Genomic DNA, 22,489 nt, shown 5'->3' with positions numbered 1-22,489 from the left:
GCGCTGTACCGATCGCATCACGGGGGCAACCCACCGCAGCGGCATACACACATAGTCCCAGGAGGATCGAGGCGTGACGTCCACCAGAGAGCGGCAGCGCGCGGCGGCCCGCGCCCGGCTCGAGAAGGAGATGGCCGAGCGGGCCACCCGGGCCCGTAAGCGCCGCCAGACCCAGGCGGTCGTCGCGGCCGGCGCGGTCCTGCTGCTGGTGGTCGCCGGCACGGCCTGGCTGGCCAGCAACCTGATCGGCGACGACGGCGGCACCGACAGCACCGCCCAGGACGGGATCCAGGCGCAGTGCGACTGGGTCGACATCCCGGCCGGGGAGAGGACCCCGACGACCAAGGACGTCGGGCTGCCGGACGCCCAGCAGAGCCGGACCGGCACCCAGACCATGACGATCACCACCAACCTCGGCCCGATCACCGCCCGGATCGACCGGGCAGCGGTGCCGTGCACCGCGGGGAGCTTCACCCACCTGGCCGAGCAGAACTTCTTCGACAACACGAAGTGCCACCGACTGGTGACCGAGGGCATCAAGGTGCTGCAGTGCGGCGACCCGAGCGCCACCGGCGACGGCTGGCGGGAGTCCGACGGCACCGGCGGCCCGAGCTACCGCATGGCCGAGGAGAACCTGCCCACCGACAAGCGTCCGCCGTACCCGCAGGGCGTGATCGCGATGGCCAACTCCGGCCAGCCGGCGAGCACCGGCAGCCAGTTCTTCATCGTCTACGGCGACTCGCCGCTGGACCCGAACTACACCGTGCTCGGCACCATCACCAGCGGAATGGAGATCGTCAACGACGTCGCCGCCGCCGGTGACGACGGCGCGTTCGCCCAGCAGGCCGGTGGCGGCCACCCCAAGAAGGAGGTCGTCATCACCGACCTCACCATGACCGACGCCTGACCCACCACCGCCTCCCAGAAGCGCCCGTCGGCCCAAGCCGGCGGGCGCTTCACCCACCCACCCACCCACCCACCCACCACCCTGGTTGATCAAGAAGTTTGCGTCTCGATCTGGCGGGATTCTGACCAGAACTTCTTGATCAACCCAGGCGGGGGCGGGGTCCGGCGCGGGGAGGGTGGGGGGGTGGGGGGGGTTAGGCGCCGGAGGTTACGCGGTAGGCGTCGAAGACGCCGTCGACCTTGCGGACCGTGGCGAGCAGGTGCCCGAGGTGCTTCGGGTCGGCCATCTCGAAGCTGAACCGGCTCACCGCCACCCGGTCGCGGGTGGTGGTGACGGTGGCGGAGAGGATGTTGACCCGTTCCTCGGAGAGCACCCGGGTGACGTCGGCGAGGAGCTTGTGCCGGTCCAGGGCCTCCACCTGGATGGCCACCAGGAACGTGGAGGCGGAGGTGAGTTTCCAGCTCACCTCGACCACCCGCTCGCCCTGGGCGCGCAGGTCCTCGGCGTTGGCACAGTCGTCCCGGTGCACGCTGACCCCGCCGGAGCGGGTCACGAAGCCGAACACCGAGTCCGGTGGTACCGGCGTGCAGCAGCGGGCCAGCTTGATCCACACGTCGCTGACGCCGCGTACCACCACGCCGGGGTCGTGGCTGGAGGCCCGGCTGCGCGGCGGCCGGGTGGCCACGGCGGTCTCGGCGATGTCCTCGGCCGCGCCCTCCTCGCCGCCGTAGGAGGCCATCAGCTTCTGCACCACCGACTGGGCGGAGACCTGGCTGTCGCCGACGGCCGCGTACAACGAGGCGACGTCGGCCAGGTGCAGGTCCCGGGCGATCGCCATCAGGTTGTCGGAGGTGAGCATCCGCTGCAACGGCATGCCCTGCTTACGCATCGCCTTGACGATCGCGTCCTTGCCCTCCTCGATCGCCTCCTCGCGGCGCTCCTTGTTGAAGTACTGCCGGATCTTCGTCCGCGCCCGCGGGCTCTTGACGAAGCCCAACCAGTCCTGCGTCGGGCCGGCCGTGTCCGACTTCGAGGTGAAGATCTCGATCACGTCGCCGTTGGACAGCGTCGACTCCAACGGCACCAGCTTGCCGTTGACCCGCGCCCCGATGCACTTGTGCCCCACCTCGGTGTGCACCGCGTACGCGAAGTCCACCGGCGTGGACCCCGTCGGCAACGGGATCACGTCGCCCTTCGGGGTGAAGACGTACACCTCCTGGCTGGACAGGTCGAACCGCAACGCGTCCAGGAACTCGCTCGGGTCCGCCGCCTCCCGCTGCCAGTCCAGCAGCTGCCGCAGCCAGGTCATCTCGTCGATGTGCGCCGGCGGGCCGACGATCTGGGTGCCCTTGTGCTCCTTGTACTTCCAGTGCGCCGCGATACCGAACTCCGCCGTACGGTGCATCGCGTACGTCCGGATCTGCATCTCCACCGGCTTGCCGGTCGGCCCGATCACGGTGGTGTGCAACGACTGGTACATGTTGAACTTGGGCATCGCGATGTAGTCCTTGAACCGGCCCGGCACCGGCTGCCAGTTCGCGTGGATGACCCCCAACGCCGCGTAGCAGTCCCGCACCGTGTCGACCAGGATCCGCACACCCACCAGGTCGTAGATGTCGTTGAAGTCCCGACCCCGCACGATCATCTTCTGGTAGATCGAGTACAGGTGCTTCGGCCGCCCGGTGGTCTCCGCCTTGATCTTGGCGGCCTTCAGGTCGGTCTGCACCTTCTGCGTCACCTGCCGCAGCAGCGCCTCACGCTGCGGCTGGTGCTCCCCGATCAGCCGGTTGATCTCCTCGAACCGCTTCGGAAACAGCGTCCCGAAGGCCAGGTCCTCCAACTCCCACTTGATCGTGTTCATACCGAGCCGGTGGGCCAGCGGGGCGAGGATCTCCAGCGTCTCCTTCGCCTTCTGCTCCTGCTTCGGGCGGGGCAGGAAGGTCAGCGTCCGCATGTTGTGCAGGCGGTCGGCCAGCTTGATCACCAGGACCCGCGGGTCCTTGGCCATGGCGACGACCATCTTGCGGATCGTCTCGGCCTTGGCCGCGTCGCCGAGCTTCACCTTGTCGAGCTTGGTGACCCCGTCGACCAGCAGGGCGACCTCGCCGCCGAAGTCCGCGCGCATCTGGTCCAGGGAGTATTCCGTGTCCTCGATGGTGTCGTGCAGCAGCGCGGCGACCAGGGTGGTGGTGTCCATGCCCAGGTTGGCCAGGATGGTCGCCACCGCGAGCGGGTGGGTGATGTACGGGTCGCCGGACTTGCGGTACTGACCCGAGTGCCAGCGCGCCGCCGTGTCGAAGGCCCGCTGCAACAGCCGAGCGTCCGCTTTCGGGTGGTTCTCCCGGTGTGACGAGATCAGCGGCTCCAGCACCTCGCTGACCTGCGAGGACTGCCACGGCGCGTTGAACCGTGCCAGCCGTGCCCGGACCCGGCGCCCGGTGGGCGCGTGGGAGAACCCGAAGCCACTGCTCGGCGACGGATCGGCGGCCTCGGTCGAGGCGACCTCCGCGCCGACGCCCGGACGGTCCCCGTCGCCGGTCGGCGCCGCCACTCCGGATCCGCCGCCCGACGCCGGAACAACGGCACCGTTGCGGTCAGTCAGCGAGCCGTCCGCGTCACCTGTCGGGTGCACCGTGCCCTCCACCGGAGGAACGACATCGTGGGACACCGGCCTCCTCACCGCTCGCCGGGAATACACCGACCGTGCGCCGGCCGATGTGGTCTAGCGCCGCTCAGACGGGTCACCGTCCGGTCAGCAATGGGCAATGCTACCCGCACCCGGGGTGCCCTGCCGCTCCGCCGGACGGACGGTGCCGAGTCCTCCGGCGGCGACAGCGCCTCAAACGGTCAACAGCGCATGCACGGGACGCGGCGCCAACCGTTCCCGGCCGCCGAGGAAGGCCAGCTCCAGCAGCACGGTGAAGCCGGCGACCGTGCCGCCGGCCCGCTCCACCAGGTCCAGCGTCGCCGCGGCAGTGCCGCCGGTGGCGAGCACGTCGTCGACCACCAGCACCCGGTGACCGGCCGTGAAGGCGTCCTGGTGCACCTCCAGCGTGGCCTCGCCGTACTCCAGCTGGTAAGAGGCGGCGTAGGCGGGTCGGGGCAGCTTGCCGGCCTTGCGGACCGGCACCACGCCGACCCCCGTCGCGTACGCGATGGCCGCGGCGACCACGAAGCCGCGCGCCTCGATACCGACCACGGTGTCGAAGGACTCCCGTCCGTGGTACGCGACGATCCCGTCGATCACCTCGCGGAAGGCGTCACCGTCGGCGAACAGCGGCATCAGGTCCTTGAACATGACGCCGGGTTTGGGGAAGTCGGGCACGTCGAGCACTCGGCTGGCCACCAACCGGGCCGCCTGCGGCCCGCTGTCTCCGCGTACCCCGGCGCTGTGCGTCTCCGTCACGGCTGTTCCGCTCCCCTTCACATGGCGGCGGCGTCCCGCACGCTGCTCGCACAGCATGCCGGACGCCGCCGGTTCCGTCTCCTACCGGGTGGTTCCCGGCGTACTCAGCGTCGCTTCGCGCCGCCCGGGCGGTTGCCGCCCCCACCACCGGGACGCCCACCGCGGGCACCGCCGGAGCGCTTGCCGGAGGGCCGAGCGCCCACCTTGGGCGCGGCGGCGGCCAGGGCGCCGGCCTCCGCGGTGACCGGCTCCTCCTCCTGCTCCGGCTCGGCCGCAGGGGCCGCGCCGGCCTTGGCAGCGAGAGCCTCGTTCCGGCTGCCCGCCCCCCGGCGGGCCAGCACCCGCTTGTTGTGTGCCTGGATCCGCGGGTCGCGGTTCTTGAGCACCACCAGCAGCGGGGTGGCCAGCATGATCGAGGTGACGAAGGCCATCGCCATACCGACGAACAGCACCAGGCCGAGGTCCTTCAGGGTGCCCGCACCGAGCAGCCCGGCACCGATGAACAGGATGCCGCCGACCGGCAGCAGCGCCACCACCGAGGTGTTGATGGACCGCATCAGGCTCTGGTTGACGGCGAGGTTCGCCGCGTCGCCGTACGTCTGGTTGTTGTTCGCGGTGATCCCTCTGGTGTTCTCCTGCACCTTGTCGAAGACCACCACCACGTCGTACAGGGCGAAGCCCAGGATGGTGAGGAAACCGATGATCGTCGACGGGGTCACCTCGAACCCGACGATCGAGTAGATGCCGGCGGTGAGGGCCAGGTTCGACACCAGCGAGAAGATCGCCGCCGCCGCCATCTGCCACTCGAAGCGCAGCACCAGGTAGACCGTCACCAGCGCGAGGAAGACCAGCAGACCGAGCAGGGCCCGGTTGGTCACCTGGCTGCCCCACGCCTCGCTGACCCGGTTGCTGGCGATCTCCGCCGGGTCGATGCCGAAGACCTGGCCCAACTCGAGCCGGACCGCCTCGGCCTGCTCGGCGTCGAGCTGGGTGGTTCGCAGCTCGTAGAACTCGCCGCCGCCCCCGCCGACCTGCTGGGTGGTGACCACCTGGGCGCCGTCACCCGCGCTGGTCAGCACCTCACGGGCGCGGTCCTCCACCTGCTCCAGGCTGCCGACGCTGGTCGGGACCTGGAACGAGTTGCCACCGGCGAACTCGATGCCGAGGCTGAAGCCGCGGAAGATGATGCTGCCGAGCGCGATCAGCACCAGCAGGGCGGCGACCGTGAACCACGTCTTGCGTCGACCGACGATGTTAAGGCCGGCCTCACCTTTGTAGAGGCGGGCTGCCAGACCAGTCTCAGCCATCTCAGGCCTCCTTGACGCGCTGCTTGCGGGGCGGGGCGGCCTGCTCCGACCGGGCCGGTAGCACCCGGCCGAGCCCGCTGACCCGTGGGGACAGGAACGCCGGGGTGCGGGCGAACAACGTCATGATCGGGTGCCGGAAGAGGAAGACCACCAGCAGGTCGAGCACCGTGGCCAGGCCGAGGGCGAAGGCGAAGCCCTTCACCGTGCCGACCGAGACGATGTAGAGCACCAGTGCCGACAGGATCGTGATCGCGTTCGCCGAGATGATCGTCCGGCGGGCCCGGATCCAGGCGCGCGGCACCGCGCTGCGCGGGCTGCGGCCCTCCCGGATCTCGTCTTTCAGTCGTTCGAAGTAGATGACGAACGAGTCCGCCGCCACACCGAGCGAGACGATGATGCCGGCGATGCCGGCGAGGGTGAGCGTGAAGCCGATCTGCCGGCCGAGGAACACCAGGGCACCGAAGAGCAGCAGGGCCGACAGGACCAGGCTCAGGAAGATCACCGAGCCGAGCAGGCGGTAGTAGAAGAACGAGTAGATGACGACCAGCAGCATGCCGATGCCGGCCGCGAGCAGACCGGCCCGCAGGTGGCTGGCGCCCAGGGTGGCGGTGACGTTCTGCTGCTCCTGCGCCTCGAAGGTGACCGGCAGGGCACCGTAGCTGAGGTAGCCGGCCAGCTCGCTGGCCTCGGCGTTGCTGAAGTTGCCGGTGATCTGCGAGTTGCCGGTGAGCACGCCCTGGATCTGCGGCGATGAGATGATCTCGTTGTCCAGCACCACGGCGACCCGGCACTTGCCCTCGTCGCCGAGCGCGGAGGCGTCGCACGCCTGGCCCTCGTTGTTGAACGCCTCGCGGGTCAGGGCGGTCCACTTGTCCTGGCCGGAGCTGGTGAAGTTCAGGCTGACCACCCACTGGCTGGTCTCGTCGCGCACCGCGTTGGCGTCGGAGACGTCGGTGCCGAGCACCTTCGCCACGTCCAGCAGGTTCTTGGCGTAGCCGCCCTCACAGGCGACGGCCTGCTGCTCCGGGTCGGAGATGGACGCCGGGGGCCGGTCGTCGAGCTGCGGGCAACCGATCGTCGGCACGTTGAACTGCATCTGCGCCGGCAGCACCGCGACCTCACGACCGTCGAGGTCGGCGAAGGGCTTGAGCCTGTCGGCCAGCGACGGGTCGGCGCTCAGGTCCGCCGGCGCCTGCAACCCGCTCGCAGCGGCCCACGCCTCGGCGCCGACCTTCTGCTCGACGGCACGGCGCTGCTCCTCGATGCTCTGCGTCACCTCTTCGGTCGCCTCCGGCGACGGGGTGGCGGCAGGGCTCTCGGACGGCGTCGGGGTCGGCGCCCCGCCGCCCTGACCACCCGGGGTCGGCGACGAGTTGGCGTCGGCGTCGGGCGTGGGACTCACACTGCCGGACGGGGTCGCCTCGGGGCTCGCGCTCCCGGACGGCGTGGCCTCGGGGCTCTCGGTCGGTGCCGGCGCCGGGATCGTCCCGCTGCCGTCGGCGATCTTCAGCACCTTGCGGAAGCGCAGCTCGGCGGCGCTGCCGACCTCGTTGATGTCGCGGTTCTCGCCGGGCAGGGAGATGACGATGTTGCGGTCGCCCTCGGTGACCACCTCGGCCTCGGCGACGCCGTACGCGTTGACCCGGCTCTCGATGATCTGCCGGGCGCGCTCCAGATTGTCCGCCGTCGGGGCCCGACCGTCGAGGGTGTTGGTCGCCTCGAGCGTAAGCCGTGTGCCGCCGACCAGGTCAAGACCGAGCCGAGGTTCGAGCCGGTCCTTCCAGCCGCCGCTGGCACCGCTCGAGAAGAACACCAAAAGATAGAGGACGACGAAGATGCCGGCGAGTACGGCCAACTGCCGTCCCGGGCGCATCTGTCCCTGAGGTGGTGCCACGGCTGTCCTGTCTCCCTGTGGTCACGCCACCGCGGCGCGGCGGCGGGTCGGCCGGGTACCCGGCCGACGGTCTGCCTTCCGACGGCGCCCGGGCTGACGCCGTCGCCCCGGGTGGTCAACGCGAGGCGCGTGGACCGGGCGGACCGGCGCACCGACGCCCGGCGTCGGCCATCTATCCAGTTGTCTCACCGCGCACGGCGGCCCCCGCTCGGGGACGCGTGCGGGCACCTGCACCCGGGCGGCCGGAGGCCGGCGACCCGGGTGGGCGCGGTGTTCAGTCCTTGACGGCGCCGGGTTCCTCGGCCGTGGCCTCGGAGGGGAGCTCCGCCCTGGTGACCACCCGGGCGATTGCCGGACGGGCGTAACGGGTCTGCACTCCGGGAGCGACCTCGAGCAGGACGCTGTCGTCCTCGACACCGGTGACCGTGCCGTAGAGCCCGCCGATGGTGACCACCTCGTCGCCCGGGGAGAGCTGCGACTGCATCGCCTCGGCCTCGCGGCGGCGCTTCTGCTGCGGACGGATCATCATGAAGTACATGACGCCGAAGAGCAGCGCGATCATGAGGATCGGCGTGAAGCCGCCCGCTCCGCCGCCTTCTGCTGCGTAGTGCACGGTTGTCGACCTTCCCATTGGCCTCCAGCCCGGCGCGTGAGCACCAGAGCGGAGGCGGATTTTCACATCCTGTACAGACCGCGGCGAGTCTAGTCGGTCAATCTGGGAACGCCGAATGCGGCACAGATCACGAACAGATCACGCCTCGTCGGTGTCCACCGAGAACAGATCGGGCGACGGAGCAACATCCGCCGCAAATGTACCATTCGGTGGCGTACGCCCCAGATGGTGCCAGGCGGCACCGGTGGCCACCCGCCCCCGGGGCGTACGCGCCAGCAGCCCGGCCCGCACCAGAAACGGCTCGCAGACCTCCTCCACCGTGTCCGGCTGCTCCCCCACCGCCACGGCCAGGGTCGACAGCCCGACCGGGCCGCCCCGGAACGAGTCGACCAGCGCGGTCAGCACCGCCCGGTCGAGCCGGTCCAGTCCGAGCGCGTCCACGTCGTACACGGTCAGGGCCAACCGGGCGGTCTCGACGGTGACCACGCCGTCGGCGCGCACCTCGGCGAAGTCCCGCACCCGACGCAGCAGGCGGTTGGCGATCCGCGGCGTGCCCCGCGAGCGCCCGGCGATCTCCGCCGCCCCGTCCTCGGTGATCGGCACCCCGAGGATGCGTGCCGAGCGGTGCAGCAGCGTCTCCAGGTCGGCCGGGGCGTAGAAGTCGAGGTGCGCGACGAAACCGAAGCGGTCCCGCATCGGGCCGGTGAGCAGGCCCGAGCGGGTGGTCGCGCCGACCAGCGTGAACGGCTCCACGTCCAGCGGGATGGCGGTGGCACCCGGCCCCTTGCCGACCACCACGTCGACCCGGAAGTCCTCCATCGCGCTGTAGAGCAACTCCTCGGCCGGCCTGGCGATGCGGTGGATCTCGTCGATGAAGAGCACGTCGCCCTCGGCCAGGCTGGTCAGGATCGCCGCCAGGTCGCCGGAACGCTCGATCGCCGGCCCGCTGGTCACCCGGATGCCGGCGCCCAGCTCGGCGGCCACGATGTTGGCCAGGGTGGTCTTACCCAAGCCAGGTGGCCCGGACAGAAGGATGTGGTCGGGTGGGGAGCCGCGCCGCATCGCGCCCTGCAGCAGCAGGTCGAGCTGGTCCCGGACGCGGTGCTGGGCGATGAACTCGTCCAGCCGCTTCGGCCGGACGCTGACCTCCGCGTCCAGCTCCGCCTCGTTGACGTACGCCGAGACCAGTCCGCCGTCGGGCGCGGTCACGAGATCTCCTTCATTCGCGACTGCGGGGCTCGCAGGCCCGGCTCACTCCTCGCGCTCATCGGGTGCGGCCCAGCAGGCGGATGGCCTGCTTCAACAGCACCGGTACCGCCGGGGTGGGACCGTCGATGGTCTCGGCGACGGCCGCCACCGCCTGGTCGGCCTGGCCCGCCGTCCAGCCGAGCCCGACCAGCGCCTGGCGGACCTGCTCGGGCCACCCGCCACCGGTGACGCCGGCCGCGCCGTCGGCGCCCACCACGACCGGCCCGATCCGGTCGCGCAGCTCCAGCACCAGGCGTTCGGCGCCCTTCTTACCGATGCCGGGCACCCGGGTCAACGCCGCCGTGTCGGCGTTGGCGATCGCCTTGCGCACCGCGTCCGGGGTGTGCACCGCGAGCACCGCCTGCGCCAGTCGCGGACCGACCCCGCTGGCCGTCTGCAGCAGCTCGAACAGCGACTTGGCGTCGTCGTCGGCGAAGCCGTAGAGGGTGAGCGAGTCCTCCCGGACCACCAGGCTGGTGGCCAGCCGGGCCGGCTGGCCGACCCGCAGGTCGGCGAGCGTGCCGGGGGCGCACTGCACGGCCAGGCCGACCCCGCCGACCTCGATCACCGCGTGGTCTGATCCGGTGGCGGTCACCACGCCGCGGACACTGGCGATCATCTCGCTCCTCCTCGTCTGACCCGGTCCGCGGCGGCGGCCAGTTTCGACCGCGTGCCGCCGCGCCACACGTGGCAGATCGCCAGCGCGAGGGCGTCCGCGGCGTCGGCGGGCCGGGGTGGCTCGGACAGCCGCAGCAGCCGGGTGACCATCGCGGTCATCTGCGCCTTGTCCGCCTGACCGGAACCGGTCACCGCCGCCTTCACCTCGCTCGGGGTGTACGTCTGCACCGGCAGCCCGGCCCGCGCGCCGGCGAGCACCGCGATCCCGCTGGCCTGGGCGGTGCCCATCACCGTACGGACGTTGTGCTGGCTGAACACCCGCTCCACGGCGACGCTGTCCGGCCGGTGCTCGGCGACCAGCTCGGTGAGGGAGCGGTCCAGGTGCAGCAGCCGGGTGGGCAGTTCGTCGGCCGGATCGGTGTAGACGACGTAGTAGGCGACCAGCGTGCAGGGTCGTCCGGGCACCCCCTCGACCACTCCCACCCCGCACCGGGTCAAGCCGGGGTCGACGCCGAGTACCCGCACGCCGCCTCCTCCCAGCCGCCGGGCAGTACGTGTGTTCGACACCCTACCGAGGCCGCCGACACGCCGTGCCGCGGGACACGCCCACCAACGGCGACCCCGTGCCCATGCCGTCAGGTGGCGCGGACCGTGATGTCGTGGCAACCCACACAGCGCGGCGGGAGTATGTGCCACGACGCCATGTGCGCCCGGCCACACAGCTCGTAACTTCATGCGCCATGACGGCAGAACCCGTGGCGGTCCCCCACGTCGTGAACGTCGACCTCGCCGGTCGTACCGCCCTCGTGACGGGCGGGGGCGGCGGCATCGGCCGGGCCTGCGCGCTACGGCTGGCCGCCGCCGGCGCCACCGTCCTGGTGGTCGACCGCAACGTCGAGGCGGCAAAGCTGGTGGCCGCCGAGGCAGGCGGGCGGGCCGAGGAGGTGGACCTCGCCGACCCCGAGGCGGTGGACCGGCTCGACGCGGACGTGGACATCGTGGTCAACAACGCCGGCCTGCAACACGTCGCCCCGCTGCAGGACTTTCCCGTCGAACGCTTCGAGTACATCCAGCGGGTGATGGTGGAGGCGCCCTTCCTGGTGATCCGGCGGGCGCTGCCGCACATGTACGCCCGCGGCTGGGGCCGGATCGTCAACATCTCCTCGGTACACGGACTGCGCGCCTCGCCGTACAAGGCGGCGTACGTGTCGGCGAAACACGCCCTGGAGGGGCTGTCCAAGGTGGTGGCGCTGGAGGGGGCGGCACACGGGGTCACCGCCAACTGCATCAACCCGGCGTACGTGCGTACCGCGCTGGTGGAGAGCCAGATCGCCGACCAGGCGGCCACCCACGGCATCCCGGAGACCGAGGTGATCGAGAAGATCATGCTGGCCCGGGCGGCGATCAAGCGACTGATCGAGCCCGAGGAGGTCGCGGAGCTGCTGGCCTACCTCTGCTCACCGCCGGCGGCCTTCCTCACCGGCGCCTCGATAGCACTCGACGGGGGCTGGACGGCGAACTAGTGTCCACCCGCATGTCGTCGCCGGTGGAGTTCCTGGAACTGCTCGCCCGGGAGGCTGCCGCGGTCGAGTTCGAGGGCCCGCTGGTCGCCGCCCGCTCGGCCGGGCTGCCCGCCGACCGGATCGCCGAACTGGAGCAGGCCAAGACGGTGGCGCTGCGGGTCCGCGCGCTGCTGGAGCGCCGCCGCCGCCGGGAGAGCGAGCTGTCCGGCCTGTACGACACGGTCAGTGACCTGGCCGGGCTGCGCGACCTGGACGACGTGCTGCGGGCGATCGTGCACCGGGCCCGACACCTGCTCGGCGCCGACGTCGCCTACATGACGCTCGACGACGCCGAGCGCGGCGACACCTACATGCGGGTGACCGACGGCTCGGTCTCCGCCCGGTTCCAGCGGCTGCGGCTGCCGATGGGTGCCGGCCTCGGCGGCCTGGTGGCCCAGTCGGGCGCCCCGTACGTCACCGCGAACTATCCGCAGGACGAGCGCTTCCACCACACCCGGGAGATCGACGCCGGGGTGGGCGAGGAGGGTCTGGTGGCCATCCTCGGGGTGCCGCTGCGGCTCGGCTCCACCAGCATCGGCGTGCTCTACGCGGCGAACCGCTCGGCCCGGCCGTTCGCCCGCGAGGAGGTGGCGCTGCTGCTCTCGCTGGCCGCGCACGCCGCGGTGGCGATCGACACCGCACGGCTGCTGGCCGAGACCCGCTCGGCGCTGGAGGAGCTGTCGTCGGCCAACACCACCATCCGCGCGCACAGCAGCTCGGTGGAGCGCGCCGCGGCGGCCCACGACCGGATGACCGCGCTGGTGCTGCGCGGCGGTGGGGTGGAGGACGTGGCGGCGGCGGTCACCGAGGTGCTCGGCGGCGCGCTGCTGGCGCTCGACGCCGACGGTCGGCGGCTGGCCCGGGTCGGCGAGATCGACGAGCCGCTCCGGACGGACATCGTCGAGGCGGTGGCGGCGTCGCGGACCGAGGGACGAAGCGTGCGCCGGGGCGCGCTGTGGTACGCCGCCGTGGTGGCCGGGGCGGAGAACCTGGGCGTACTGGTGCTGCGTCCCGAGGAGGAGCTGGCCGACGCCGACCAGCGGATCCTGGAGCGGGCCGCGCTGGTGACCGCGTTGCTGCTGTTGTTCCGGCGTACCGTCGCCGAGGCGGAGGGCCGGGTCCGGGGCGAGTTGCTCGACGACCTCATCGCCCGGCCGCTGCGCGACATCGACGCGCTGCGCAGCCGGGCCCGTCGCCTCGGTGTGGACCTGGACGCACCGCACGTGCTGGTGACCGTCGGCGACGACGCCATCGCGGCGACCGGCTCGGCTCGGCAGCGGGTGCTCTCCTGGGCCACCACGTACGCCTCGACCAGGGGCGGGCTGGCCGCGGCGCGCGACGGTCGGGTGGCGCTGATGCTGCCCGGCCAGGATGCCGGCGGCAGTGCCCGCGCGGTGGCCCGTGACCTGTCCCGGATCACCGGCAAGCCGGTGACCGCGGGAGCGAGCGGTCCGTCCGCCGGCCCGGCGTCGCTGGCCACCGCCTTCCGGGAGGCCGACCGCTGCCTGACCGCGCTCGGCGCGCTGGGCCGGGCCGGGCAGGGGGCGAGCGCCGCCGAGCTGGGCTTCGTCGGACTGCTGCTGGGGGCCGTCGACAACGGCGGTGACGCCGACGTCAGCCGGTTCCTCACCGCGACCGTCGGCCCGGTGATCGACTACGACGCCCGGCGGGGCACCGCGCTGGTGCGGACGCTGGAGGCGTACTTCGGGGTGGGCGGCAGCCTGGCCCGCGCCGCCGAGCAGCTGCACGTGCACGTCAACACGGTGACCCAGCGACTGGAGCGGGTCGGTCAGCTGCTCGGCGGCGACTGGCAGCAGCCCGAGCGGGCCCTGGAGGTGCAGCTCGCGTTGCGGCTGCACCGCCTGCGTGACCCCGACTGAACCGCCCGCACGACGGTGAGCGCCCGGACGACGGTGAGCGCTCCGACGGCGGTCAGTCGGCGCGGATACCGCCGAGCACACCGTCCACGATCTTCTCGGCGAGCGTGGTCTCGTCGAGGTCGGGATGCCAGCGCATCACCCGCTGGATGAGCATCGGACCGGTGAGCATCGCCATGGTCACGTCGATGTCGAGGTCCGCGCGGAGTTCGCCGTCGCGTACGCCGCGTTGCAGGACCTCCCGCATCACCGTCCGGCGCGGCTCGATGATGTTCTGGTAGAGCGCGTGGTGCTCGGGACTGCGGTTCACCTCGGGCACCAGGCAGGGCATGATCCGTTCTGCCCGGGGGTCGATGGCGTGCCCGACCGCGCCGACCAGCGTGATCAGGTCGTCGCGGACGGATCGCCCGGCCGGCTGTGGCACGTTGCCCTTGAGCGTGCGCAGCGCGTCGCGCAGCAGCACGTCCTTGCCCGACCAGCGGCGGTAGATCGTGGCCTTGCCGACCCCGGCCCGCGCGGCGATCGCCTCGACCGAGATCGCCTCGATGGTGCTGCCCTCCGCGAGGAGATCCAGGGTGGCCTCGATGATCGCCTCGTCCGCGCGGACGCTCCGTGGCCGCCCGGGCGGTCGTGGAGCGTCCGCCGTGCTACTCATGTCCTCATTGTCCCTGACCCGGCGCGGCACCGGCCAACTCGGGTTCGCCGATCGGTGCCGGCGCCCCGGCCCCGGACCGGCCCGGCATCCAGCGCAGGGCCACCAGAATGCCGGCCGCGGCGACCAGCGCGGCCAGCGTCGCCGCCAGGTGCATGGCCGAGACGAAGGACTCGTTGGCCGCCGCGACCAGTTGCGGGCCCGCCGGACCGAGCTGACCGGCTGCGGCGTACGCGCCCGCGATGGACTCACCGGCCGCCTCGCCGGCCGCCGGCGGCAGCTCCGCCAGGGCCGGTTCGATCCCACTGCGGTAGCCCGCGGCCAGCACCGAGCCGATCACCGCGACGCCGAGCGCGGCGGCCACCTGCCGGATGGTGTTGCTGACCGCGGAGCCCACGCCGGCCTTCTCCCGCGGCAACGCCGACATGATCGATTCGGTGGCCGGCGGCATGATGTTGGCCATCCCGACGCCCTGCAGGAAGAAGGCGACCAGCACCACCCAGATGGGCGTGGCGGCGTCGACGAAGGCGAACGCGCCCAGCGCCAGCGAGGTCAGCACCAAACCCACCGCCGACACCGCCCGGGCGCCGTACCGGCGGACCATGGTGGCGCTGCGCGGGGCGAAGACGAGTTGGGCGACCGCGAAGGGCAGGAAGAGCAGGCCGGTCTCGAGCGGGCTGTAGCCGCGCACCAGTTGCAGGTAGAACGAGCTGAAGAACATCACGCCCATCGCGGCGAAGAAGACCAGCCCGATCATCGCCACCGGGGCGGCGAAGCGGGGCACCCGGAACAGCCGGACGTCCAGCGACGGGTGGCTGCTGCGCCGCTCGTGCACGACGAACCAGGCCAGCACCGCGACGCCGCCGACGATCGAGGCCCAGACCAGGGGCCGACCGAAGCCGTGCTCGCCGCCGTCGATGATGCCGTAGGTGAGGGCGACCAGACCGACCACCGAGAGCAGCACACCGAACGCGTCGATGCGGCCCGGTTCGGGGTCCCGCGACTCGGGCACCAGCAGCGCCACCAGGGCCACGCCGAGCGCCACGACCGGCACGTTGATCAGGAAGACCGAGCCCCACCAGTAGTGCTCCAGCAGCAGACCACCGAGGACCGGCCCGATCGCCACCGCCAGGCCCACCGCGCCGGCCCAGATCCCGATGGCCCGCGCTCGCTCGCGAGGGTCGAAGACCGTGGAGATGATCGACAGGGTCGCCGGCATGATGGCCGCACCGCCGATGCCCATCAGCGCGCGGGCCGCGATCAGCTGGCCGGGAGTCTGCGCGTACGCCGACAGCAGCGATGCCAGGCCGAAGAGCGCGAGCCCGATCAGCAGCATCCGACGTCGGCCGGCCCGGTCCCCCAGTACGCCGAAGGTGAACAGCAGCCCGGCGAAGACCAGCGTGTAGGAGTTGATCGACCACTCCAGCTCGCCCTGGCTCGCCCCGAGCCCGTGCACCGGGTCGGCGAGCGTACGCAGCGCGACGTTGAGGATGGTGTTGTCGAGGACGACCACGAGCAGGCTGATCACCAGCACCCCGAGGATCGCCCACCTCCTCGGATGTCCGGTGTTCTCGTTCGGTTGCATCTCCGGCCCCCCGGGTTTCGATACGGTCCCGTCCGCATCGCCCCTGAGCCTAGGGCATTTACGATACGGTACCGATCCGTATCGAGTGTGACCCCCGCCACTCGTGCGCGGCGGCGACCGGCGCGGCCTTCCTTACATCACGGCGACGGCGGCGGAGAGGGAGTTGAGACGCCTTGCCGGCGGGGTGAGCGGGTCGACCCAGCCGGGCCCGGCGCCGTACACCCGGACCGCCGGGAAGTCCCGGGCGAAGCGCCCGATGCGGTACGACCGGCCGGTCACCGGCGACTGGGACCAGACCGCGACGGTGTGCGGACGCGCCCGGTGGACGGCGCGCGCCAGCGCCGGCCACGGCAGCGCCGGCCCGAACAGCAGGCAGCCGCGGCGTCGTTCCCGCAACGCGGCGGCGAGCGCGTGCAGGCCGAGACAGTGTTCCTCCTGCTCCGCCCCGGCCAGCAGCACGCCGTCGGCGACAAGGTTGCCGGCGGGCTCGCGGCGGAACACGTCGAGTCCGGCTCGGACGCCTTCGGACAGGACGCGTTCGACGGCGATCCCGGCGGCGGTCCGCCCGGTCAGCGCGGCGAGCACCGGTACGCAGACGCCGTCCCACAGCCGCACGACTCCCCAGTCCTCGGCCATCTCGACGACCAGCGCGGCGACCCGGCCGCCGTCGAACTCCTCGGCGGCGGTCGCGAGGCGCTTGCGCGCGATCTGTACGACCTCCGCCGGCATCGGTTCCCCGGACACCAGACCTCCTCCCGGATGGATGGCTCTCCACCGAGGGATTCGTCGGGACGCCGCGTCTCGGATGCGCTCGCCGACCGGCCTTGACCCGGGCGGCTAGGTTGATGATCAACTCAGCACGGCAGCCCCGGAAAGGTCCCCGTCATGCCCTTCGGCTTCATCCTGGCGATCGTCACCGCCGTCATCGCGGCGATCGCCCTCGCCGTCACCCTGCTCAGCTCGCAACGTCAGGTGCGGCAGATCGGCGTCCTGACGGCGATCGGCGCCCTGGCCGGTACGGTCGTCCTCGCCATCGCGTCGAGCGCGCACTCGGTACCGATCCGCTCGGTCGGCATCGTCACCAGCTTCGGCAAGCCGACGGGTGAGGTCACCGGTTCCGGCCTGAAGTGGGTCACGCCGTGGCAGCGGGTCGGCGAGTGGGACGCCGGGCGGCAGAAGTACGACCACATCGGCAGCGAGCATTGCGTGCGGGTGCGTACCGGCACCCTGGCCGACGCGTGCGTGGAGGTGCTGGTCGAGTGGCAGGTCCAGCCCGAGAACGCCCCGAAGCAGTTCATGGACTACAAGGGCGACTTCGAGAGCTTCCGGGGACAGCGGGTCGGCGTCCAGCTCGACAGCGCGGTGAACGACGCCTTCGCCGCCTACAACCCGTTGGAGCGCATCGACTCGAAGACCGGCAACCTGAACGTCGACCTCAAGCCTTTCGCAGAGAGCATCAAGTCCAACGCCGAGGGCCGGCTGGCCGACGACGTCCAGATCCTGTCGGTCACGATCACCCGGGTCAACCACGACGACAAGACCGAGGGCAACATCAAGGCGTTCCAGGACAAGCTCGCCCAGACCCGCAACCTCGAACAGGACCGCCTCAACGCCGAGATCCAGAAGCAGATCACCGAGACCAACGCCACGGTGGACAAGGTGACCCGCTGCCTGGAGATCGCCGACAAGCACGGTGCCACCCCGGGCCTGTGCATCAACCCGGGCATCGTCACCGGCAAGTGAGTGCCGCCGGCACCACGGCCCGCGTCGCGCCCACCCCCGCCCGCGTCGATCTAGGGAAAAGAGCTGTCAGTCGATCTCCAGCAACGACGATGGGCCCTAGATCGACGGTCACGGAAGCGCCGCCCGCCCCGCACCGGCGAGCCGTCCGGTGCGGGGCGGGCAGCGCGGTCAGGGGGTTAGCGCGTCGAGGGCCAGGTCGACGTCCTCGGTGGTGGAGTAGAGATGGAAGGAAGCACGGACCCGGCCGGCCCGCACCGCCGCGCGGATCCCGGCCCGTTCCAGCTTCTCCTGCGCGTCGGGTACCTCGACGGTGACGATCGCGCTGTCTCCGGGTGGCTGCCCCAACCCGGTGAGGAACCGGTTGGCCAGCGCAACGTCGTACGCACGCACCGCGGGCACGCCGATCTCCAGCAGCAGCTCCAGCGCCGGGGCGGCGCCGACCCAGCTGAACCAGGCCGGTGAGATGTCGAACCGTCGGGCGTCCTCGGCGAGCCGCAGCGGCGGGCCGTAGTAGGAGGAGTGCGGGTCGTGGCCCGCGTACCAGCCGGCGGCGTCCGGCCGCAGCCGGTCCCGCAGCGTGGGGGCGAGGTAGGCGAATCCGGTACCCCGGGGGCCCATCAGCCACTTGTATCCGCCGGCCACGACCACGTCGGCGCGGGCCGCCTCGAACGGCAGCCAGCCGCACGCCTGGGTGGCGTCGACCGCGACGAGCGCGTCGTGGGCCCGGGCCGCCGCGACGATGTCGTCGTACGCGGCCACCGCGCCGTCGGCGGACTGCACCAGGCTGAACGCCACCAGGTCGGTGTCGGCGTCGACCGAGGCGGCCAGTTCGGCCAGCGGCACGGTACGCACCTGGACTCCCCGAGCCTCCTGCACGAGCCAGGGAAAGAGGTTGGAGGTGAACTCGACCTCGGGCACGACCACTCGCGCACCGGCGGGCAGCGCGGCGGCTACCGGTGCCAGCAGCTGCGAGACGGTACCGCCGACCGCGACGTCGGCCACCGGCACCCCGACCAGTTGAGCGAACGCCGTCCGACACCGGTCGGTCGCCGCACCCCAGCTCTCCCACGACCCCTGGCCCGCCCGCCAGTCGGCCAGCGCCTCCTGCAGCGCGTCCCAGCCTGGGTCCGGCGGCAGCCCGTAGCTGGCGGTGTTCAGCCACCCCGGCTGCGGTTGCCACAGCTTCTGCGCCTGTTCCAGTTCCACGCCCCGACGCTAGCCGTCCCCACGGCAACCCCTAAGCGCCAATCCCGCCCCTCTGGCCCCCACCCCATGTTCCACCCCACCCCACCCGCCCCGCCCCGCGCCCTCGTCCCGTCGATCATGCAGCTATGGCACCTGACAAAGCGAACTTATCTGGCATAGCGACAACCACAACTGCATGATCGCGTACGGCGGGGGTGGGGGTCGTGCGGCGGGGGTGGGGGTGGGGTGGGGGGGGTCAGGTGACGTTGGTTGGGCCTAGGACGCTTTTCAGGTCGGCCATCAGGGCGGTGGTGGCCGCCACCCGGACCGGGCTGAGCCGCCAGGTGGCGCTCCGGCCGCCGTTGAGCAGCTTGACGTGCACCTCGGCGTCGCCGGGGTGCAGCACCAGGGTCTCCTTGAGCCTGGCCACCAGCGGTGGGGTGCAGCGGGTCACCGGGATGGTGAGGGTCACCGGCTTGTTCGTCGTGCTGGTGCTGACATCCGGCAGGGACATGTCCATCGCCATGATGCGTGGGGTGTCGTCGCGGCGGTCGACCCGGCCCTTGACCACGACGATCGCGTCCTCGGCGATGTACTGGCCGATCACCTCGTAGGTGTTCGGGAAGAACAGCGTCTCCACCCCGCCGGCGAGGTCCTCCAGGGTCGCCGAGGCCCACGCCCGGCCCTGTTTGGTGACCCGCCGCTGCACGCCGGAGAGGATGCCGGCGAGGGTGACCACCGCGCCGTCGGGCACGGTGCCCTCCTCGGAGAGAGCGGCGATGGTGGTGTCGGCCGCCGCGCCGAGGATGTGCTCCAGGCCGAACAGCGGATGGTCGGAGACGTACAGGCCGAGCATCTCTCGTTCGAAGGCGAGCTTGTCGCGCTTGTCCCACTCGCCGTCGACGATGGTCGGCATGACGGTGGTGCTGGTCGCCGTCTCGGTGTCACCGAAGCCCGCCCCGAACAGGTCGTACTGCCCGACGGCCTCCTTGCGCTTGACGTCGGCGTACGCGTCGATGGCGTCGGCGTGCACGGTGAGCAGGCCCTTACGGGGATGCTTGAGCGAGTCGAAGGCCCCGGCCTTGATCAGCGATTCGATGGTCTTCTTGTTGCAGACCACCGCGTCCACCTTGGACAGGAAGTCGTAGAAGTCGGCGTACTCGCCCTTCTCCTCGCGGCAGCGCATGATCGACGCGACCACGTTCGCGCCGACGTTGCGGATCGCGCCGAGACCGAAGCGGATCTCCTTGCCGACCGGGGTGAACGGCCCGGCCGAGGTGTTCACGTCCGGCGGCAGCACCTGGATGCCCATCCGCCGGCACTCCGACAGGTACATGGCCATCTTGTCCTTGTCGTCACCGACGGAGGTGAGCAGCGCCGCCATGTACTCGGCCGGGTAGTGCGCCTTCAGGTAGGCCGTCCAGTACGACACCAGCCCGTACGCCGCGGAGTGCGCCTTGTTGAAGGCGTACCCGGCGAACGGGACCAGCACGTCCCAGACCGCCTGGATCGCGTCGTCCGGGTAGCCGCGCTCGCGACAGCCGTCCCGGAACGGGATGAACTCCTTGTCCAGGATCTCCTTCTTCTTCTTGCCCATCGCCCGGCGCAGCAGGTCGGCCTGGCCGAGGGTGTACCCGGCGAGGATCTGCGCGGCGCGCTGCACCTGCTCCTGGTAGACGATCAGGCCGTAGGTGGGGGCGAGGATCTCCTGGAGCGGCTCCTCCAACTTCGGGTGGATCGGGGTGATCTCCTGGAGCCCGTTCTTGCGCAGCGCGTAGTTGGTGTGCGAATCCACACCCATCGGACCGGGGCGGTACAGCGCCAGGACGGCGGAGATGTCCTCGAAGTTGTCCGGCTTCATCATTCGCAGCAGCGACCGCATCGGCCCGCCGTCGAGCTGGAAGACGCCCAGGGTGTCGCCCCGGGACAGCAGCTCGTACGCGGGCTTGTCGTCCAGCGGCAAGCCCAGCAGGTCCAGCTGCTTGCCGTGGTTGAGCTGGATGTTCTTCACCGCGTCGTCGATGATGGTCAGGTTGCGCAGGCCGAGGAAGTCCATCTTCAACAGCCCGAGCGACTCGCACGTCGGGTAGTCGAACTGGGTGATGATCACCCCGTCGGAGTCTCGCCGCATCAGCGGGATGTGCTCGATGATCGGCTCGGCGGACATGATGACCCCGGCGGCGTGCACGCCGGTCTGCCGGATCAGCCCCTCGATGCCGCGGGCGGTGTCGATGACCTTCTTGACGTCGGCCTCCGCCTCGTACATGCCCCGGATCTCGCCGGCCTCGGCGTACCGGGGATGCTTCGGGTCGAAGATGCCTTCGAGGGGGATGTCCTTGCCCATCACCGCCGGCGGCATGGCCTTGGTGATCCGGTCACCCACCGCGTACGGGTAGCCGAGCACCCGGGCCGAGTCCTTGATCGCGGCCTTGGCCTTGATGGTGCCGAAGGTGGCGATCTGCGCGACCTTGTCCTCGCCCCACTTGTCGGTGACGTACTTGATCACCTCACCGCGTCGGCGCTCGTCGAAGTCGATGTCGACATCCGGCATCGAGACCCGCTCGGGGTTGAGGAACCGTTCGAAGATCAGCCCGTGCGGGATCGGGTCCAGGTCGGTGATGCCCAACGCGTACGCGACAAGTGAGCCGGCGGCCGAGCCACGGCCGGGACCGACCGCGATGCCCTGGTTCTTGGCCCACTGGATGAAGTCGGCGACCACGAGGAAGTACGACGGGAAGCCCATCTGGATGATGACGCCCAGCTCGTACTCGGCCTGCACCACGTGGCCCTCGGGGATGCCCTGCGGGTAGCGGCGGCCCAGCCCGGCGAAGGTCTCCTTACGGAACCAGGACTCCTCGGTCTCCCCGTCGGGGACCGGGAACCGCGGCATCAGGTTGTGGAACTCGAACATCCCGGCCGGGTCGACCCGCTCGGCCACCAGCAGGGTGTTGCGGCAGCCCTCCAGCCAGGCGTCGGAGCGGTCCACGCCGCGCATCTCGTCGGCGGACTTGATGTAGTAGCCGCTGCCGCCGAACTTGAAGCGGTTCGGGTCGGCCACATTGCTGCCGGTCTGCACGCAGAGCAGCACGTCGTGCGCCTCGGACTGCGCCTCGTGGGTGTAGTGCGAGTCGTTGGTCACCACCGGCGGGATGGCCAGCTTGCGGCCGATCTCCAGCAGCCCGTCCCGGACCCGCTTCTCGATGTCCAGGCCGTGGTCCATCAACTCCAGGAAGTAGTTCTCCTTGCCGAAGATGTCCTGGTACTTCGCCGCGGCTTCGAGCGCCTGCGCGTCGTGGCCGAGCCGCAGCCGGGTCTGCACCTCGCCGGAGGGGCAGCCGGTGGTCGCCATCAGGCCGTCGGCGTACTCGGCGAGCAGCTCGGCGTCCATCCGGGGCCACTTGACGAAATAACCCTCGGTGTACGCCTTCGAGGTCAGCGTGAAGAGGTTGTGCAGGCCGGTCTTGTTGCGCGCCCAGATCGTCTTGTGGGTGTAGCCGCCGCTGCCGGAGACGTCGTCGCTCTTCTGTTCCGGCCGACCCCAGCGCACCCGCTGCTTGTGGAACCGTGACTCCGGCGCCACGTACGCCTCGATGCCCAGGATCGGGGTGACCCCGGCGGCCATCGCCTGCTTGTAGAAGTCGTTCGCGCCGTGCATGTTGCCGTGGTCGGTCATCGCCACGGCCGGCATCCCCTGCCGCTTGACCTCGGCGAACAGATCCTTGAGCCGGGCTGCTCCGTCGAGCATCGAGTACTCCGTGTGCACGTGCAGATGCGCGAACGAATCGCCCATGCTCCAGGCCCCCCGGGTCAGCTGATCGAATCGGTCGGGCTAACCCTAACCCCGCCGCCGAGAGGGCTCCAGCGTGCCGCGCGGCGGTGCCGGCGAGGTGGT

At 71.0% G+C, this 22,489-nt stretch carries 17 protein-coding genes; 4 read left to right on the top strand and 13 right to left on the bottom strand.

Annotation, left to right across the window (positions count from 1 at the left end; genetic code table 11):
* The first annotated feature begins 73 nt into the window (after nucleotides 1–73).
* Nucleotides 74–907 (top strand): peptidylprolyl isomerase, encoded by an 834-nt coding sequence (locus BMY89_RS04070; RefSeq protein ID WP_092374881.1) that lies wholly within the window; start codon nucleotides 74–76, stop codon nucleotides 905–907.
* 193 nt (nucleotides 908–1,100) lie between these two features.
* Here the strand turns inward: BMY89_RS04070 and BMY89_RS04065 are convergent, their stop codons facing one another.
* The 8 genes from BMY89_RS04065 to ruvC all read right to left on the bottom strand — a co-directional run bounded on the left by BMY89_RS04065 (nucleotide 1,101) and on the right by ruvC (nucleotide 10,518).
* The gene (locus BMY89_RS04065) at nucleotides 1,101–3,575 is read right to left on the bottom strand and encodes a RelA/SpoT family protein (protein WP_092374879.1); all 2,475 of its coding nucleotides are present in this window, start codon (nucleotides 3,573–3,575) and stop codon (nucleotides 1,101–1,103) included.
* Nucleotides 3,576–3,746: 171 nt separating this feature from the next.
* A complete protein-coding gene (locus BMY89_RS04060; RefSeq protein WP_092374877.1) occupies nucleotides 3,747–4,313 on the bottom strand; it encodes an adenine phosphoribosyltransferase in 567 nt (188 codons plus the stop codon).
* 104 nt (nucleotides 4,314–4,417) lie between these two features.
* Nucleotides 4,418–5,620 carry a protein translocase subunit SecF gene (gene secF, locus BMY89_RS04055; protein WP_092374875.1) on the bottom strand — a complete coding sequence of 401 codons (1,203 nt, stop codon included), beginning with the start codon at nucleotides 5,618–5,620 and terminating at the stop codon, nucleotides 4,418–4,420.
* A 1-nt stretch (nucleotide 5,621) separates the two neighbouring features.
* Entirely contained in the window at nucleotides 5,622–7,514 is a 1,893-nt protein-coding gene (gene secD / locus BMY89_RS04050; protein WP_175510276.1) for a protein translocase subunit SecD, read from the bottom strand.
* 274 nt (nucleotides 7,515–7,788) lie between these two features.
* Nucleotides 7,789–8,127, bottom strand: coding sequence for a preprotein translocase subunit YajC (gene yajC, locus BMY89_RS04045; RefSeq protein WP_092374871.1), 339 nt, complete (start codon nucleotides 8,125–8,127; stop codon nucleotides 7,789–7,791).
* A gap of 138 nt (nucleotides 8,128–8,265) precedes the next feature.
* Nucleotides 8,266–9,336, bottom strand: coding sequence for a Holliday junction branch migration DNA helicase RuvB (gene ruvB, locus BMY89_RS04040; RefSeq protein WP_175510275.1), 1,071 nt, complete (start codon nucleotides 9,334–9,336; stop codon nucleotides 8,266–8,268).
* Nucleotides 9,337–9,391: 55 nt separating this feature from the next.
* Nucleotides 9,392–9,994 (bottom strand): Holliday junction branch migration protein RuvA, encoded by a 603-nt coding sequence (ruvA, locus tag BMY89_RS04035; protein ID WP_092374869.1) that lies wholly within the window; start codon nucleotides 9,992–9,994, stop codon nucleotides 9,392–9,394.
* Nucleotides 9,991–10,518 (bottom strand): crossover junction endodeoxyribonuclease RuvC, encoded by a 528-nt coding sequence (gene ruvC, locus BMY89_RS04030; RefSeq protein ID WP_092374867.1) that lies wholly within the window; start codon nucleotides 10,516–10,518, stop codon nucleotides 9,991–9,993. Before ruvC ends, ruvA begins: the two co-directional genes overlap by 4 nt.
* A gap of 215 nt (nucleotides 10,519–10,733) precedes the next feature.
* Here ruvC and BMY89_RS04025 point away from each other — a divergent pair, with 215 nt between their 5' ends.
* A complete protein-coding gene (locus BMY89_RS04025) occupies nucleotides 10,734–11,516 on the top strand; it encodes a 3-hydroxybutyrate dehydrogenase (protein ID WP_092374865.1) in 783 nt (260 codons plus the stop codon).
* An 11-nt stretch (nucleotides 11,517–11,527) separates the two neighbouring features.
* The gene (locus tag BMY89_RS04020; protein ID WP_092375575.1) at nucleotides 11,528–13,435 is read left to right on the top strand and encodes a helix-turn-helix domain-containing protein; all 1,908 of its coding nucleotides are present in this window, start codon (nucleotides 11,528–11,530) and stop codon (nucleotides 13,433–13,435) included.
* Nucleotides 13,436–13,487: 52 nt separating this feature from the next.
* Here the strand turns inward: BMY89_RS04020 and BMY89_RS04015 are convergent, their stop codons facing one another.
* The 3 genes from BMY89_RS04015 to BMY89_RS04005 all read right to left on the bottom strand — a co-directional run bounded on the left by BMY89_RS04015 (nucleotide 13,488) and on the right by BMY89_RS04005 (nucleotide 16,413).
* Complete coding sequence (locus BMY89_RS04015) at nucleotides 13,488–14,087, bottom strand: TetR/AcrR family transcriptional regulator (RefSeq protein ID WP_092375578.1); 600 nt, start codon at nucleotides 14,085–14,087, stop codon at nucleotides 13,488–13,490.
* 4 nt (nucleotides 14,088–14,091) lie between these two features.
* On the bottom strand, nucleotides 14,092–15,669 hold the full coding sequence (locus BMY89_RS04010) for an MFS transporter (RefSeq protein ID WP_092374863.1): 1,578 nt from the start codon (nucleotides 15,667–15,669) through the stop codon (nucleotides 14,092–14,094).
* Nucleotides 15,670–15,801: 132 nt separating this feature from the next.
* A complete protein-coding gene (locus BMY89_RS04005) occupies nucleotides 15,802–16,413 on the bottom strand; it encodes a transcriptional regulator (RefSeq protein ID WP_232521039.1) in 612 nt (203 codons plus the stop codon).
* A 141-nt stretch (nucleotides 16,414–16,554) separates the two neighbouring features.
* On the opposite strand from BMY89_RS04005, the gene BMY89_RS04000 reads away from it, so the two are divergent.
* Nucleotides 16,555–17,412 (top strand): SPFH domain-containing protein, encoded by an 858-nt coding sequence (locus BMY89_RS04000; protein WP_092374861.1) that lies wholly within the window; start codon nucleotides 16,555–16,557, stop codon nucleotides 17,410–17,412.
* Between the two features lie 168 nt (nucleotides 17,413–17,580).
* On the opposite strand, the gene BMY89_RS03995 is transcribed toward BMY89_RS04000, so the two are convergent.
* On the bottom strand, nucleotides 17,581–18,618 hold the full coding sequence (locus BMY89_RS03995; protein ID WP_092374859.1) for an aminotransferase class V-fold PLP-dependent enzyme: 1,038 nt from the start codon (nucleotides 18,616–18,618) through the stop codon (nucleotides 17,581–17,583).
* Between the two features lie 235 nt (nucleotides 18,619–18,853).
* Nucleotides 18,854–22,387 carry a DNA polymerase III subunit alpha gene (gene dnaE / locus BMY89_RS03990; RefSeq protein ID WP_092374857.1) on the bottom strand — a complete coding sequence of 1,178 codons (3,534 nt, stop codon included), beginning with the start codon at nucleotides 22,385–22,387 and terminating at the stop codon, nucleotides 18,854–18,856.
* Nucleotides 22,388–22,489: the final 102 nt, after the last annotated feature.

It is taken from the genome of Micromonospora phaseoli, assembly GCF_900109115.1.
Taxonomy (GTDB): Bacteria; Actinomycetota; Actinomycetes; order Mycobacteriales; family Micromonosporaceae; genus Micromonospora; species Micromonospora phaseoli.
Note: the sequence above shows the minus strand (reverse complement) of the source record. Positions and strands in the feature narration are given on the sequence as shown.